The organism is Pseudomonas sp. EMN2, from assembly GCF_009650555.1.
In the GTDB taxonomy this organism is placed as follows: domain Bacteria; phylum Pseudomonadota; class Gammaproteobacteria; order Pseudomonadales; family Pseudomonadaceae; genus Aquipseudomonas; species Aquipseudomonas sichuanensis.
The window spans coordinates 92,157-107,109 of record NZ_VZZR01000057.1 but is presented as its reverse complement, the minus strand read 5'-3'; the positions used below and the strand labels follow the sequence as shown (position 1 = coordinate 107,109).

Sequence of the window (14,953 nt, the reverse complement as noted above, 5' to 3'; positions counted from 1 at the left end):
GCGGGCGGCGCTCGATCTCATAGACGCTGAAAATCTATCGCCTTGCAACTGTTCGCCCAAATGCGATCACCTGACGAACACCCTGACCTGCAGCTCACCAACTCAAGCAGATCTTTCCAAAATGCTTGTTGCTCTCCTGATACCTGAACGCCTCGACGATCTGCTCCAACTCGAAGTGCTTGTCCACCACCGGCCGCAGGCCGTTGGCATCGATGGCGCGGACCATCGCCTGCTGCTGCTCGCGGCTCCCCACCAGCACCCCCTGCAGACGAATCTGCCGCACCAGCGCCTGGACCAGCGGCAATTGCCCGGCCACGCCGGTAAGAATGCCGATCAACGACACATGACCACCAATACGAGCGGCAATCATCGATTGCTCGAGCGTGGCCGGGCCACCCACTTCGATCACATGATCGACCCCGCGGTTGTCGGTGAGCGCACGCACGCGCTCGCCCCACGCCGGGGTGGTCTTGTAGTTGATCAGGTGGTCGGCGCCCAGCGCCTTGAGGCGTTCGAGCTTGGCATCGCTGGACGAGGTGGCGATCACCGTGGCACCGGCCAGCTTGGCGAACTGCAGGGCGAAGATCGAAACGCCGCCGGTGCCCTGCACCAGCACGGTGTCGCCGGGCTTGAGGTGGTCGTCGCTCATCAGCGCGCGCCAGGCCGTAAGGCCGGCGGTGGTCAGGGTGGCCGCCTCGGCGTGGCTGTAGCTTTTGGGGGCGAGGGTGAAGGACGTGGCGCGGGCGGTCACCTGCTCGCGGGCGTAACCGTCGATGCCGTCGCCGGGCACGCTGGCGAAACCTTCGACCTGGGCCTGGCCGGCGAGCCAGTCGGGGAAGAAGGTGCTGACCACCGCATCACCGACCTTGAACTCCGTGACCCCGGCACCGACCGCGATCACCTCGCCGGCGCCATCGGCCATTGGGATGCGCCGCTCGCTCGGGCCCCACATGCCGCTGACCACGGCGAAGTCGTGGTAGTTGAGGGAGCTGGCGTGCAGGCGCACGGTGATTTCGCCGGTGCCGGGCGCGGCGGCCTCGCTAGTGCCGACCTGAACCTTGTCGTAGCCGCCGCCGGGGAGGACGTAGATCGCCTTGGTGCTCATTCGAGGGGTCTCCATCGAGGGAAAGGGTGCAGAGCAGCTTAGACAGGTCTGACCGATCGCGGGGCAAGCCCGCTCCCACGCCTACCCGCACAGACGTAGGAGTGGGCAAGCGTGGGAGCGGGCTTGCCCCGCGATTGGCCATCAGCCCAGCAGTTCCCTCAGCGCCCGGCAATCCGCCGCATGCCAGTCGGCCAGCTCCGGCCAGGGATTGTCCGGCAGGTTGACCAGCACGGTCCTGGTCCCGGCGGCTCGCCCGCAATCCAGGTCGAAGCGGTAGTCGCCGACCATCACCATCTCGCCCGGCGCCACCGCCCATGCCCGGGCGATCTGCAACAACCCGTCCGGGTTGGGCTTGGGCTCCGCCTCATCACGACCAAGCACATGCTCGACCGGGAAGCAGTCGGCCAGCCCAATGGCTTCAAGGGTGACATGGGCCAGCTCGCGGGCGTTGCGGGTCAGGATCGCCAGCCGGCATCCGCGCCCGGCCAGTTCGCGCACCAGCTCCACCGCACCTTCAGCAGCCTGCGAGGCAATCGCCAGGTCGCGTTCGTGCTCCAGCAGCCAGGCATGCTTGGCCGCCGCCTCGGCCGCTGGCAGCGCCGCCAGGTGGGTGAGGATGTCGTGTTCGGCCGGGATGTCGAGCGCCTCGCGGATGGCCGCAAAGTCATGCACCGCGACGGTCAGGGTGCCGTCCATGTCGAACACCCAGTGGCGGATATCACCGAGGCTCATGCCCAGTCCTTGCGGTGGCGGATCAGGCCTTCCTGGGTGGACGAGGCCACCAGTTGCCCGGCGCGGTTGAAGATGCTGCCACGGCAGAAACCACGGGCATTGCCGGCCCAAGGGCTGTCGGTGGCGTACAGCAGCCACTCGTCGGCGCGCAGGTTGCGGTGGAACCACAGCGAGTGATCGAGGCTGGCGATCTGCATGTCCTTCTGCCACACCGACTTGCCATGGGGCAGCAGCGCGGTGGTCAGCAGGCCGAAGTCCGAGGCGTAGGCCAGCAGGTACTTGTGCAACGCGGGGATGTCCGCCAGGTTGCCGTCGGCGCGGAACCAGGCGTACTTGACCGGGTCGCCCGGCTTTGGGTTGAACGGGTCGCGCTCGGTGACCGGGCGGATTTCGATCGGCTTGGCGCACAGCACCTTGTCGCGAATGCGCTCTGGCAGCTGGTCGGCCATGGCGCTGGCCAGCTCGACTTCGCTGGGCAAGTTCTCCGGGCCGACCACGTCGGGCATCTGCACCTGGTGTTCGAAGCCTTCTTCGTCGTACTGGAACGACGCGCTGCAGGTGAAGATCGGCTGGCCCTTCTGGATCGCCGTCACCCGCCGGGTACTGAAACTGCCGCCGTCACGCACGCGATCCACCGAATAGACCACCGGCATGCTGGCGTCACCGGGGCGCAGAAAATAGCCGTGCAGCGAATGCACATGGCGGGCGTCCTCGACCGTCTGGCTGGCCGCCGACAACGACTGGCCGAGCACCTGGCCGCCGTACAGCTGGCGGAAGCCCAGGTCCTGGCTGCGGCCACGGAACAGGTTCTCCTCGATGGACTCTAGGCTCAACAGGTCGACAAGGTCGTCCAGTACGTGACTCATGGAAGGTTCTCCTGGCAAGGCATTACGGCGCGGTTATACCGGCAAATGATACAGGGTTTGTCGGCGGCCCCGTCGAGGGGCATCCCCGTCAGCCACGCAGGGTGTCCTGCCATCGGGCCCGGTCGATGCGGTACAGCACGTGGGGGCGCAGGGGGTGGCCGACGGGCAGCCGGGGGTGTTCGAAGCTGCCGTCCAGGTCCTGCTGCATGCCGATGGCCTGCATGACTTTCTGCGACGGCAGATTGCCCTCGGTAGTGAACGACACCACCTCCTCCAGGCGCAATTGGGCGAAAGCACAGCGCAGGCAGGTCCAGGCCGCCTCGCTGGCGAACCCCAGCCCCCAATGGCGCCGGGCCAGGCGCCAGCCGATCTCCACCGCCGGGCCGAACGGGGCTTCGAAATTGACGTTGAGCAGCCCGGTCATGCCGATGAAGGCGCCGCTGTCCTTGCGCTCCAGCGCCCACAGGCCAAAGCCGAATTCATTGAAATGGCCACGCACCCGGCCGATCAGCGCAGCGGCCTCCAGGCGGGTCATCGGTGCCGGGAAATAGCGCATCACCTGAGGGTCGGCGCACAGCGCGGCGAACTCACGCAGGTCGTCGTCCTGCCATTGGCGCAACACCAGGCGGGCGCTTTCCAGTTCGAGGATGGGGGGCATCGGGGGGCTCCGGAATCGCGGTCTGGCAGTTTACAGCGTAGGCCGCTGAATGAAGTTTCATCCAGGCCGCTGGCAGCGGATGTTTTTTTCACATCCCGTTCACCGGGCTCCGACAGGCCGCTTAGCACAATGCCTGCCATTACAGCGGCCACAAGTCGACGCCGCACTGCCATCGGAGTGACGCATGCTTTCCAGCACGACCTTGCACGACCCTGCCCTTGTGGCCCGCCCCAAGCGCCGACGCTCGCGCAAGCTGATCAGTGCCGCCATCGGCCTGTTGATGGCCGTGGCCGGCGTAGGTACCTGGCTGGCAACGAGGACGCACATCGTGGACCTTGGCAACGAGCAACAGCTGAGCGAAAGCAGCCTGTTGCAGCAATGGAAAGACGGCGCGGTGCTGGTGATGATCCGCCATGCCGAACGCTGCGACAGCGCCCCCGGGCCATGCCTGGACGACCCCACCGGTATCACCGTGGCCGGCAGCGAGGCGGCTGGCCGGGTGGGCCAGGGCCTGCGGCAACTGGGCCTGGCCGGTGCGGACGTGTTCAGCAGCCCGAAGCTGCGCACCCGGCAGACCGCGCACTTCCTGCTGGGCCAGGACGCGGCCACCCAGGACTGGCTGGAAACCTGCGACAAGCAGTTCGCCGACGAAGCCCTGGCACGCAAGCGCAGCGGCCACAACCTGGTGCTGGTCACCCACAACGGCTGCATCGACCACTTCGCCCGCCAGCAACGCGTCGTGGGGGGTGAGCGCGAGAGCGGGTATGCCAGTGCGCTGTTCGTGTCGGTGAATGGCGAGGGCAAGGCCAGGATTCTCGGGCGCATGAACGAGCCGGACTGGCAGCGGGTGTTGGCGTCCTCCGGTAAGTGATGCATTGAATTTTCAGGCCAAATCGCCGGCAAGCCGGCTCCCACAGGGGCTGCACTGATGCTTGTGGGAGCCGGCTTGCCGGCGATTGGGCCCACATTGCCAATACAAAACTGGCAAGATCGGCACAGGCCCACTTCACGAAACCGCCATGCCCCTGCCGCTGATCTACCACGACGACTACAGCCCTGAATTCCCGCCGGACCATCGCTTCCCGATGGACAAGTTCCGCCTGCTGCGCGACCACCTGGTCGACAGCGGGCTGACCACCGACGAGGCGCTGCTGCGCCCCGAGATCTGCCCCAACGACATCCTCGCCCTGGCCCACGACCGCGACTATATCGAGCGCTACATGAACGGCGAACTGTCCCGCGAGGACCAGCGCCGCCTGGGCCTGCCCTGGAGCGAGGCGCTGGCGCGGCGCACGGTGCGCGCGGTGGGCGGCTCGCTGCTCACCGCCGAACTGGCCCTGCAGCACGGCATCGCCTGCCACCTGGCCGGCGGCACCCACCATGCCCACTACGACCACCCGGCCGGGTTCTGCATCTTCAACGACCTGGCGGTGATCAGCCGCTACCTGCTGGAAGCCGGCCGCGTGCACCGGGTACTGATCTTCGACTGCGACGTGCACCAGGGCGACGGCACCGCGCGCATCCTGCACGACACCCCCGAAGCCATCACCGTGTCGCTGCACTGCGAGCAGAACTTCCCCGCCCGCAAGGCCAAAAGCGACTGGGACATTCCCCTGCCCCGCGGCATGAACGACAGCGCGTACCTGAAGGTGGTCGAAGACGCGCTCAACTACCTGCTGCCGCTGTACCAGCCCGACCTGGTGCTGTACGACGCCGGTGTCGATGTGCACAAGGACGACGCCCTGGGTTACCTGCAGCTGACCGACCAAGGCCTGGCCGCCCGCGACGAGCATGTGTTGCGCCAGTGCCTGGGCCGCGATATCCCGGTAGTCGGGGTGATCGGCGGCGGCTACAGCAAGGACCGCGAAGCCCTCGCCCGGCGCCACGGCATCCTTCACCACAGCGCGGCACGCGTCATGGGTTGTTCACAATGACTGTGGAACCGCTTGTGGATAACCTGCGGGAAAGCGCCTCCAGCCCTTTGACTGCATGGCCTGCGGGGGTTTGATCGTTTTTTGATCAGCAGTGTGCAGCGGCGCCGTGGGTTGTTCACAATGACTGTGGAACCGGCTGTGGATAACCTGCGGGAAAGCACCTCCAGCCCTTTACCTGCCTGGCCTGCAAGATGCTGATCATTTTTTGAACAGTACTTGCAGGTACCTGGCTGGGGTAGAATGCGCGCTCTTTTCCACAGCCTGCTGCCGACCATGAACGATCCTCGCCCTGCCTCCCCTCCCTTTGTCGCCGTGATCGGTGGCGGCCCCGCCGGCCTGATGGCCGCCGAGGCGCTGGCCCGGCGCGGGGTGGCGGTGCAGGTGTTCGACGCCATGCCTTCGGTGGGCCGCAAGTTTCTGCTGGCCGGGGTGGGCGGCATGAACATCACCCACTCCGAGCCCTACCCGGTCTTCGTCGGACGCTACGCCGAGCGCCAGGGCGAAATCGACGGCCTGCTGCGCGGCTTCGACGCCGAGGCCCTGCGCCAGTGGATTCACGGGCTGGGCATCGAAACCTTCATCGGCACTTCGGGCCGGGTGTTCCCCCGCGACATGAAGGCCGCGCCACTGCTGCGCGCCTGGCTCAAGCGCCTGCGCGAGGCCGGCGTAGTTATCCACACGCGCCACCGCTGGTTGGGCTGGACCGCCGAAGGCGCCTTGCGGATCGCTTATCCACAGGGTGAATTGCAGCTCCAGGCCGATGCCGTGGTGCTCGCCCTCGGCGGCGGCAGCTGGGCACGCCTGGGTTCGGACGGCGCCTGGGTGCCGCTGCTCGGCGAACGGGCTGTGGATATCTCGCCGCTGCAGGCGAGCAACTGTGGCTTCGAGGTGGCGGGCTGGAGCGAACTTTTGCAAAGCAAGTTCGCCGGTGCGCCGTTGAAGAACATTGCCCTGAGCGTGCCCGGCGCGGTGCCGCGCAAAGGTGAGTTCATCCTCACCGCGCAGGGCGTTGAAGGCAGCCTGGTGTATGCCTGGTCGGCGGCGGTGCGCGAAGCGATCAACCGCGACGGGCGTGGCACCTTGCTGCTCGACCTGCTGCCGGACCGGCCTGTGGACAAGATCGCCCAGGCCCTGGCCAAGCCCCGTGGCTCGCGCTCGATGGCCAAGCACCTGCACGGCCAGTTGGGGATCGATGGGGTGAAGGCGGCGCTGCTGCGCGAGTTGACCGATCAGGCGACCTTTGCCGACCCGGAGCGCCTGGCTGCCGCCATCAAGGCGCTGCCGATCACGCTGGTGCGCACGCGGCCGCTGGATGAGGCGATCAGCAGCGCCGGCGGGGTGCGCTTCGAGGCAATGGATGAGGGCTTGATGCTACAGGCCATGCCCGGGGTGTTCTGTGCCGGCGAGATGCTGGACTGGGAAGCGCCGACCGGGGGGTATCTGCTGACGGCGTGCTTTGCCAGCGGGCTGAGGGCGGGTAGAGCCGCAGCAGACTGGCTGAAACTCCAAAGCTGACCCGCTCCCCTGTGGGAGCGGGTTTACCCGCGAACACGGGCGAAGCCCGTGCCATACACAGCGTTGGATTCTTCGCGGGTGAACCCGCTCCCACAGGGCTCGTACCAGCTTTACAAATTGAGCGAGCCTGCTGGCATCACAAGGCCAGCTTATGGCTTGCGCTTGCGCGCCCCACCGTTGAAGCTCGGCACCTTGCGCACCGCCTTGACCGCCGGCGCCGCCGCCCCGCCCTCGTCGCTGTCCATCCAACGCCCCAGCCCGCGCTTGGCGCTGTTCTCTTTCGGCTTTTTCGGCTTCTTCGGCTTCTTCACCACCTGGCCACTGGCATCGATCATCGGTACCCGGTGGTCAGGGATGAAATCCGGCTCTTCATGGCGTGGCAGCTGCTGGCGAATCAAGGTCTCGATCGACGCGAGCATCTGCACTTCGTCAGCGCACACCAGCGAAATCGCCTCGCCTTTGTTGCCGGCACGGCCCGTGCGCCCGATGCGGTGCACGTAGTCTTCGGCCACGATCGGCAGGTCGAGGTTGACCACCAGCGGCAGGTCGTCGATATCCAGCCCGCGCGCGGCGACATCGGTGGCCACCAGCACCTGCACCTCACGGGCCTTGAAGCTGTCCAGCGCGCGCTGGCGAGTGGCCTGGGGGCGATCGCCGTGGATGCCATCGGCGTTGACGCCTTCGGCGAGCAAGCGCTCGACCAACTGGTCCACGCCGTTGCGGGTCTTGGCGAACACCAGCACCTGGCTCCAGCGCTGCTTGCGCAGCAGGTGGCAGAACAGGTCGGCCTTGCGCTTCTTGTCCACCGGCACCAGCCATTGCTTGACGGTGGTGGCGGCGGCGTTGCGCGGGCTGACTTCGATGCTCAGCGGGTCGTTCAGCGCAAGGCCCGCGAGCAGGCGGATCTGCTCGGAGAAGGTGGCCGAAAACAGCAGGGTCTGGCGCTTGCGCGGCAGCGCGGCGTACACCGCCCGCAACTCTTCGGCAAAGCCCAGGTCGAGCATGCGGTCGGCTTCGTCGAGTACCAGGGTTTGCACCTGGCCGAACTTGATGGCGTTCTGGCGGAACAGGTCGAGCAAGCGGCCGGGGGTGGCCACCAGCAGGTCGACGCCGCGGCGCAGGCGCATCATCTGCGGGTTGATGCTGACCCCGCCGTACACCGCGTAGGTGGACAGCGGCAGGTTCTCGGCATATTCGCGCACGTTGACGTGGACCTGCTCGGCCAGTTCGCGGGTGGGCACCAGCACCAGCGCGCGGATCGAGTTGCTGGCGACCTTCTCGCCTTCCAGGGCCAGGCGCTGCAGCACCGGCAGGGCAAAGCCCGCGGTCTTGCCGGTGCCGGTCTGGGCGGCGGCCATCAGGTCGCGGCCGGCGAGCACGGCGGGGATAGCCTTGGCCTGGACCGGGGTGGGTGTGCTGTAGTCCAGCGTCTGCAAGGTGCGCAGCAGCGGTTCGATCAGGCCGAGTTGGGCGAAATTCATGGCAATACCGTCAGGGGGTTCAGCGAAGGCGGCAAGTTTACCCCAGCACCGCAGTGGCCCAAAGAACTCATCGTGGGAGCGGGCTTGCCCCGCGATTGGATGGCACCGGCTACGCTGGTATCGCGGGGCAAGCCCGCTCCCACGAAACCCTGCCTTACTTGCATGCCTGCTCTTTCAACGGCGCCGGCTGCTCGGGCGCCTTGCGCCACTGCGGCAGGCCGATCAGCACCACCGCGCCGATGATCACTGCCATCGCCAGGCACTCCTCGGCTCCGATCTGCTCGCCGGCAAAGACGATCCCCAGCAACACCGCCACCGCCGGGTTGACGTAGGCATAGCTGGTGGCCGCCGCCGGACGCACGTGCTTGAGCAGGTACATGTAGGCGCTGAAGGCGAGGATCGAACCGAACAGCACCAGGTAGGCCAGCGCGCCCCAACCGGCGGCCGTGGGCATCTGGGTCAGGCGCTCGCCGCTCAGGGCGCTGCCGATCAGCAGCGCGGCACCGCCCACCAGCATTTCCGCGGCGCTGGCCATGGCGCCCTGGGGCAGCGGCAGTTGCTTGCTCCACACCGAACCGAAGGCCCAGGCCGCCGCGGCAAACAGGATCAGCGCAGCGCCCATGGGGCTGGCCTGCAGGTTCGAACCCATGTTGAGCATGCCGATGCCCACCAGGCCGAGGGCGATACCCGCCCATTCCAGGCGCGAGTTGCGGTGGCCGAACAGCAGGCCGAACACCAGGGTGAACAGCGGCACGGTCGCCACCGCCAGGGCGGCCACGCCCGAGGCTACCCCGGCGTGCTCGGCCAGGGTCACACCACCGTTGCCGCAGCTGAGCAGCAGAAAACCGATCGCCCCGGCCGCTCGCCATTGCGCCCAGGTGGGTGCCGGCGCCCCGCGCCAGCGCAAAAAGCCATACAGCAGGCTGCCGGCAATCACGAAGCGCACGCCCGCCATCATCAGCGGTGGCCAGGATTCCACGCCGATGCGAATGAACAGGTAGGTCGAGCCCCAGACCAGGTACAGGGCAAGAAAGGCGCCGACAAGCAGCAAGGGGAAGCGACGGGAGGCAGTCATGGCTGGGGGCTCGAAATCCGTTTACGGGTGGCTTAGTTTAGAAAGGGCCACGGGCAAACTTAAGTTACAAAACACGTTTAAATCACCGAAACACTTTGCAAAACATGGTTATGCACAGCCTTGACCATCGATTGCAAAGTCATCAGGAATCGCCATGGACAAGTACGACCGCATGCTCCTCGCCGCCCTGCTGGAAGACGGCCGGGCCACCTACGCGCAGTTGGCGCGCCAGGTCAACCTGTCGGCCCCGGCGGTGGCCGAGCGGGTCGCCAAGCTCGAGGCCAGCGGGGTGATCAGTGGCTACACGGCCAAGGTCGACCTGGAGAAGATCGGCCTGCCGATCCAGTGCGTTATCGAGTTGCGCTTGGCCAGTCATGGCAACCAGCAGGCCTATGACCTGCTGACGAACATCCCTGAACTGACCGAGTGTCACCGGGTCACCGGTGACCCCTGCGTGATCATGCAGGCGGCGGTGGCTTCGATGGGGGAATTGGAGGCGCTGATCAACCGGGTGTCGCAGCTGGGCTTCAGCAAGACCTCGATCATTCTGTCGAGCGCGGTGGAGCGGCGGGTGCCGCTGGGGCATCTGGAGGGCAATGGCAGGAAGGGATGAAATAGCCAATCGCGGGGCAAGCCCGCTCCCACGATTACTAAGGGAGCAACTGTTTTGTTCACAATTTAAAAACTTGCCGCGATCACTGTGGGAGCGGGCTTGCCCCGCGATTGGCCTTCAATGACGCAGCAGCAGCTTGCCCTCGATCGGCACGTAGCGGCTGGCCGCGCGGATCACCGACAAGGCCGTCAGCCCCGGCACGCCATAGACCACGGTTTCGACGCCGTGGCGCTGCATCGCCCGCTCCAGCAACAGGTCGAAATCGCCGTCACCGGAGGCCAGCACCACCTGATCGACCCGCGCCGCGGCCTCGATCACATCGAGGGTGATGCCCACGTCCCAGTCGCCCTTGGCCGAGCCATCGGCGCGCTGGATGTAGGGTTTGAGGCGCACCTCGAAACCGAGGTTGCGCAGGATCTGCTGGAACTGTTGCTGCTTGCTGTCGCCGCGGTCGATGGCATAGGCCACCGCTTCGACAATCTGCCCTTCGCGGCTGACGTCGGCCCACAGCGCGGCATAGTTGAAATGGCAGCCGTGGCCCTGGCGAACCGTGTAGTAGAGGTTCTGCACGTCGGCGAACAGGGCGATTTTCTTCACGCGTGGTGACCTCGCTGAATCCGTGAAGGGGGCTGCTGCGCAGCCCTTTCGCGGGCAAGCCCGCTCCCACAGGTTATGCGCTGCTTTTGTGGGAGCGGGCTTGCCCGCGAAAGGGGCGCAACGCGCCCCCAAGTGCCAGCGAGTATGCCAGAGCCCTCAGACGTAGTCGTCGTCCGAGAAGAAGCCGCCATCATCACTGCCGTAGTCGGTATCGGCAAAACCACCCTGGTCGCTGCCCCAGCCACCGTTGTCGGCCACCTGCTGCTGGCCGCCCTGGTCGTTCCAGCCGCCTGTGTCGCTGGCCGGCGCGGGTTCTTCCTTGATCACCTCGACCACCTCTTCAGGCTGCGAGTGATGATTGAACAGGCTGCTGATGCCCTGGGCCAGCAGCACGCCGCCGGCTACACCGGCAGCTGTCTGCATCGCCCCGCCGAGGAAGCTGCTGGCGCCACTGCGTGCTGGCGCTGGCGCGGCGCCGAAGCCCTGCTGTGGTTGAGGAGGGGCGTAGGCCTGCGGGGCAGGCTCGCGCCAGCCACCGGCGGAAGATGGCGGTGGCGCAACCGAACGCTGGGGTTCCGGGCTGCGGGCAGCGGCACCGCCACCAAAGATGCTGGACAGGAAACCACCGCCGCCATTACCCGCGCTGGAACGGCTCGCTTCAGCCTGGGCACGGGCCTGCTTGAGCTCGGCCTCGAGCTGCTTGTTCTGCTCGTCCAGGCGCTTGATCGCAGCCTCCTGCACCAGGATCGCCTGGGCCATGTAGTACGGCGCCGCCGGCTGCTGGCGCAGGTGCTGTTCGATGCACGCCTGGGCCTGGGCGTCGCGCGGCTGGGCCGGGTCCTCGGCTTGCTTGAGGCGGCCGAACAGGCCGTCGATCAGGGTTTGTTCTTCAGTGTTCATCAAGCGACCTCATGGGCTGAACTGGACAGCGGACAGGCTCAAAGATGGGGGGCCGGCGCGGGCGATTCAATCGCCCGGGCCATGAAACTTTTTTCAGCAAGCGGGCGGTCTGGGCTAAAGTTACGCCCTGCTTTTTCTGCCATGCGATGTTGACCGATGAATCCGCTGAGCGTTCTGCGCGACTCCCTGTACTTCTTCCGCCGCCACCTGGCGAGCATCCTTCAGCTGTGCCTGCCGTTGGTGATGCTCGAGGCCCTGTGCAGCCAATTGCTCTACCGCGAGCTCGGCGAGCAGGCTTCGCCGGCCTACGGCATGTTGGTCAGCCTGTTGTTCTACCCGCTGTACAGCGCCGCGCTGATCCTCTACCTCGACACCCGCAGCAACGGCGACGCGATCGCCAAGCGCAACCTGTTCGCCCGCGCCGTGCAGCTATGGCCGGCGCTGGCGCTGTTGATCCTGATCAGCTCGCTGCTGATCATGGCGGGCCTGATGCTGTTCATCTTCCCGGGCGTGTGGATCATGGTGAACCTGGTGTTCGCCGAATACCTGCTGGTGCTGCGCGGCCTGCCAGTGGTCGAGTCGATGCGCACCAGCGCGCGCATGACCACCGGGCACTTCATGCGCATCATGGTGTGCATGCTGTCGGTACTGGCGCCGCTGTGGCTGATCGATGGCTTGCTGCTGACGGTATTCCCCGAGCCGCAGCCAGGCGTGCAACTGGCCCTGGACAGCCTCAGCGGCTTCCTGCAGCTGTTCAGTACCGTGGTGCTGTACCGCCTGTTCATGCTGCTGGAGAGCGAAGCGGGGGCCTGATCGTCCGTGCCTGGCAACAATGCGGCCGGAGCATCCTTGGCACCCGCCGGTTAGCCGGCCCTGCCTGGTCAGGTGCCTCTGGGCTTGGCCCGCGCCGTGGCCTCGGCCACCAGCGGGTTGTCCGGCCAGTAGTGCTTGGGATAGCGCCCTTTCAAATCCTTCTTCACCTCGGCATAGGTGGTACGCCAGAAGTTGGCCAGGTCCTGGGTGACCTGCACCGGCCGGCGTGCCGGTGACAGCAGGTGCAGCTTGACCTGCAGGCGCCCACCGGCGATGCGCGGGGTATCGGCCAGGCCGAACAGCTCCTGCAAGCGTACGGCAAGAATCGGTGGCTGCTCGCTGTAGTCCAGGCGGATGTTCGAGCCCGAAGGCACGCTCAGGTGCGCTGGGGCCAGCTCGTCCAGGCGCTGGGGCAACGGCCAGGGCAGCAGGTTGCGCAGGATCGACGACAGGTCCAGCGCGGCGAAATGGCTCAGGCGCGAGACCTTGCCCAGGTAGGGTTGCAGCCAGTCTTCCAGGCTGGCCAGCAGCGCTTCGTCGCCCAGGTCGGGCCACTCGCTGTGGCCGTCCTTCGCCAGGTCCAGCTGGCGCAGCAGCGTGACCCGGGCCTGCCACTGGCGCAGTTCGGGGGTCCAGGTCAGCAGGTTCAGGCCCTTGCGCCGCACCAGGCCGAGCAAGGCCCTGGCGCGGGCATCGTCGTCCAGGCCGGGCAGCGGCTCGCGGCTGAGCACCAGCTCGCCGACCTTGCGCTGGCGTTCGGCGCGCAGCACCTGCTCGCGTTCGTCCCAGTCCAGCAGGTCGAGCTGTTCGACCTGCTCGGCAAGCACATCATCGAACAGTGCCCGCTCGAATTCGGCGGCCAGGTAGATGCGCTCTTCGCGCTGGCCCTGGCGGCTGCCGAGGTCGGCGATCACCAGCCAGGGGCATTTCATCAACGCATCGGCTTCGCCGAACAGCGCCGCACGGCCGTTGGCCAGGCGGTATTCGGCGCCGCCTTCGCGACGCTGCTGGGCGACACGGTCGGGGTAGGCCAGCGCCAGCAGGGCACCGAGCCAGCGCGGATGCTCGGGGTCGGCCACTGGGGTGCGGGGTTTGCCGCGCAGTTGCCCACGGTATTGCCGGGCCAGCTGCCGGGCACGTTGCACGCCGCCCTGGCCACCGCGTGAGGTTCTGCTTTCACCACTGAGCACGCTCAACCGCGAATGCAGGTCGGCGCCGCCGCCGCGCAGGATGTCACGCTCGCCCAGCAAGGCCGCGACGTCGCAGGCCATGTCGGCCAGCCCCAGGTCCTGGCCGCGCAGCAGCAGGTGGGCGATGCGCGGGTGGGCCGGCAGATCGGCCATGGCCTGGCCGTGGGCGCTCAACTGCTCGCGGTGGCCGGGCTTGAAGGCGCCGAGCCGTGCCAGCAGGTCCTGGGCCTGGGCGAAGGCGGCAGTGGGCGGTTGGTCGAGCCAGCTCAGCTGTTCGGGCGGTACGCCCCAGCGCGCCAGCTGCAGGGCCAGCCCGGCCAGGTCGGCCTGGAGGATCTCGGCGCTGCCATGGGCCGCCAGTTGGTCATGCTGCGCCTCGGACCACAGCCGATAGCACACGCCCGGCTCCAGGCGCCCGGCACGGCCGGCGCGCTGGGTGGCGCTGGCGCGGGAGATGCGCTGGGTGTCGAGGCGGGTCATGCCGCTGCCGGGGTCGAAGCGCGGCACCCGGGCAAGGCCTGCATCGATCACCACGCGAACGCCGTCAATGGTCAGGCTGGTCTCGGCGATGTTGGTGGCCAGCACCACCTTGCGCTGGCCCTTGGGTGCCGGCTCGATGGCGGCGCGCTGGGCATTCAGGTCGAGCTCGCCATGCAGCGGGCAGAGCAGGATACCGGGGCGCTCGCCCACGGCCTCCTGCAAGGCCTGGTGCACCCGGCGGATCTCAGCCTGCCCGGGGAGGAACACCAGCAGGCTGCCGCTTTCATCGGCAAGCGCCTGCAGCACACAGTCGACCACCCGCGGCTCGACGAACTCGCCAGGCTGGAAGGGCCGGCTCCAGCGGATGTCCACCGGGTGCATACGGCCCAGGCTGCTGACCACCGGAGCGTCATCAAGCAGCCGCGACAGGCGCTCGCCCTCCAGGGTGGCCGACATCAGCAGGATCTTCAGTGGCAGCTCGTCACGCAGCAACCCGCGGCCATTGAGGCTCAGGGCCAGGGCCAGGTCGGCGTCGAGGCTGCGCTCATGGAATTCGTCGAAGATCAGCAGCCCCACGCCGTCCAGCGCCGGGTCGCTCTGCAGGCGGCGGGTGAGAATGCCTTCGGTGACCACTTCGATGCGGGTATTGGGGCCGACCTTGCTGTCGAGGCGGATGCGATAGCCCACCGTTTCCCCGACCTTTTCGCCCAGCTCGCTGGCCAGCCGCTCGGCGGCGGCACGGGCGGCCAGGCGGCGGGGTTCGAGCATGAGGATGGTCTGCCCGGCCAGCCAGGGTTCGTCGAGCAGGGCCAAGGGCACGCGGGTGGTCTTGCCGGCGCCGGGCGGCGCCTCGAGCACGGCTTCGTCGCGTTCGCCCAGGGCCAGGCGCAGGTCGGGCAGTACGGCATCGATCGGTAATGAAATCATGGTGGTCCTCGAACAATCGCCCGAGTATAACGGCGAACCTGGCCTGCCCTATCATGGTCTTAAGCTT

General features: G+C 67.1%; 14 protein-coding genes. 5 read left to right on the top strand and 9 right to left on the bottom strand.

Going from position 1 to position 14,953, the window contains the following annotated elements; translation table 11 throughout:
- Nucleotides 1–94: 94 nt before the first annotated feature.
- The 4 genes from F6X61_RS18105 to F6X61_RS18090 form a co-directional block, all read right to left on the bottom strand.
- Nucleotides 95–1,105 carry an NAD(P)-dependent alcohol dehydrogenase gene (locus F6X61_RS18105; protein ID WP_153787763.1) on the bottom strand — a complete coding sequence of 337 codons (1,011 nt, stop codon included), beginning with the start codon at nt 1,103–1,105 and terminating at the stop codon, nt 95–97.
- Between the two features lie 141 nt (nt 1,106–1,246).
- On the bottom strand, nt 1,247–1,837 hold the full coding sequence (locus F6X61_RS18100) for an HAD family hydrolase (RefSeq protein ID WP_153787762.1): 591 nt from the start codon (nt 1,835–1,837) through the stop codon (nt 1,247–1,249).
- The gene (gene tesB, locus F6X61_RS18095; RefSeq protein WP_110992748.1) at nt 1,834–2,703 is read right to left on the bottom strand and encodes an acyl-CoA thioesterase II; all 870 of its coding nucleotides are present in this window, start codon (nt 2,701–2,703) and stop codon (nt 1,834–1,836) included. Before tesB ends, F6X61_RS18100 begins: the two co-directional genes overlap by 4 nt.
- An 88-nt stretch (nt 2,704–2,791) precedes the next feature.
- Nucleotides 2,792–3,361, bottom strand: a complete 570-nt coding sequence (locus tag F6X61_RS18090) for a GNAT family N-acetyltransferase (RefSeq protein WP_153787761.1) — start codon at nt 3,359–3,361, stop codon at nt 2,792–2,794.
- A gap of 184 nt (nt 3,362–3,545) precedes the next feature.
- Here F6X61_RS18090 and F6X61_RS18085 point away from each other — a divergent pair, with 184 nt between their 5' ends.
- The 3 genes from F6X61_RS18085 (at nt 3,546) to F6X61_RS18075 (ending at nt 6,810) form a co-directional block, all read left to right on the top strand.
- Nucleotides 3,546–4,232 carry a histidine phosphatase family protein gene (locus F6X61_RS18085; RefSeq protein ID WP_153787760.1) on the top strand — a complete coding sequence of 229 codons (687 nt, stop codon included), beginning with the start codon at nt 3,546–3,548 and terminating at the stop codon, nt 4,230–4,232.
- 148 nt (nt 4,233–4,380) lie between these two features.
- Nucleotides 4,381–5,295, top strand: coding sequence for a histone deacetylase (locus F6X61_RS18080; RefSeq protein WP_153787759.1), 915 nt, complete (start codon nt 4,381–4,383; stop codon nt 5,293–5,295).
- Between the two features lie 273 nt (nt 5,296–5,568).
- Nucleotides 5,569–6,810 carry a TIGR03862 family flavoprotein gene (locus F6X61_RS18075; protein WP_153787766.1) on the top strand — a complete coding sequence of 414 codons (1,242 nt, stop codon included), beginning with the start codon at nt 5,569–5,571 and terminating at the stop codon, nt 6,808–6,810.
- Nucleotides 6,811–6,959: 149 nt separating this feature from the next.
- Here the strand turns inward: F6X61_RS18075 and F6X61_RS18070 are convergent, their stop codons facing one another.
- Both F6X61_RS18070 and yedA read right to left on the bottom strand, forming a co-directional pair.
- Nucleotides 6,960–8,291, bottom strand: a complete 1,332-nt coding sequence (locus tag F6X61_RS18070) for a DEAD/DEAH box helicase (RefSeq protein WP_153787758.1) — start codon at nt 8,289–8,291, stop codon at nt 6,960–6,962.
- A gap of 154 nt (nt 8,292–8,445) precedes the next feature.
- The gene (gene yedA / locus F6X61_RS18065; RefSeq protein WP_153787757.1) at nt 8,446–9,366 is read right to left on the bottom strand and encodes a drug/metabolite exporter YedA; all 921 of its coding nucleotides are present in this window, start codon (nt 9,364–9,366) and stop codon (nt 8,446–8,448) included.
- A 154-nt stretch (nt 9,367–9,520) separates the two neighbouring features.
- Here yedA and F6X61_RS18060 point away from each other — a divergent pair, with 154 nt between their 5' ends.
- Nucleotides 9,521–9,979 carry an Lrp/AsnC family transcriptional regulator gene (locus tag F6X61_RS18060; RefSeq protein WP_153787756.1) on the top strand — a complete coding sequence of 153 codons (459 nt, stop codon included), beginning with the start codon at nt 9,521–9,523 and terminating at the stop codon, nt 9,977–9,979.
- Nucleotides 9,980–10,096: 117 nt separating this feature from the next.
- On the opposite strand, the gene F6X61_RS18055 is transcribed toward F6X61_RS18060, so the two are convergent.
- Together F6X61_RS18055 and F6X61_RS18050 are read right to left on the bottom strand one after the other, a co-directional pair.
- Complete coding sequence (locus tag F6X61_RS18055) at nt 10,097–10,576, bottom strand: NYN domain-containing protein (protein WP_110992755.1); 480 nt, start codon at nt 10,574–10,576, stop codon at nt 10,097–10,099.
- A 156-nt stretch (nt 10,577–10,732) separates the two neighbouring features.
- Entirely contained in the window at nt 10,733–11,476 is a 744-nt protein-coding gene (locus tag F6X61_RS18050) for a DUF2076 domain-containing protein (RefSeq protein WP_153787755.1), read from the bottom strand.
- A 156-nt stretch (nt 11,477–11,632) separates the two neighbouring features.
- Between F6X61_RS18050 and F6X61_RS18045 the strand changes: the two genes are divergently transcribed.
- Nucleotides 11,633–12,289 carry a YciC family protein gene (locus F6X61_RS18045; RefSeq protein WP_153787754.1) on the top strand — a complete coding sequence of 219 codons (657 nt, stop codon included), beginning with the start codon at nt 11,633–11,635 and terminating at the stop codon, nt 12,287–12,289.
- Between the two features lie 68 nt (nt 12,290–12,357).
- Here F6X61_RS18045 and hrpB read toward each other — a convergent pair whose 3' ends face one another.
- Nucleotides 12,358–14,886 (bottom strand): ATP-dependent helicase HrpB, encoded by a 2,529-nt coding sequence (gene hrpB / locus F6X61_RS18040; protein WP_153787753.1) that lies wholly within the window; start codon nt 14,884–14,886, stop codon nt 12,358–12,360.
- Nucleotides 14,887–14,953 lie beyond the last annotated feature (67 nt).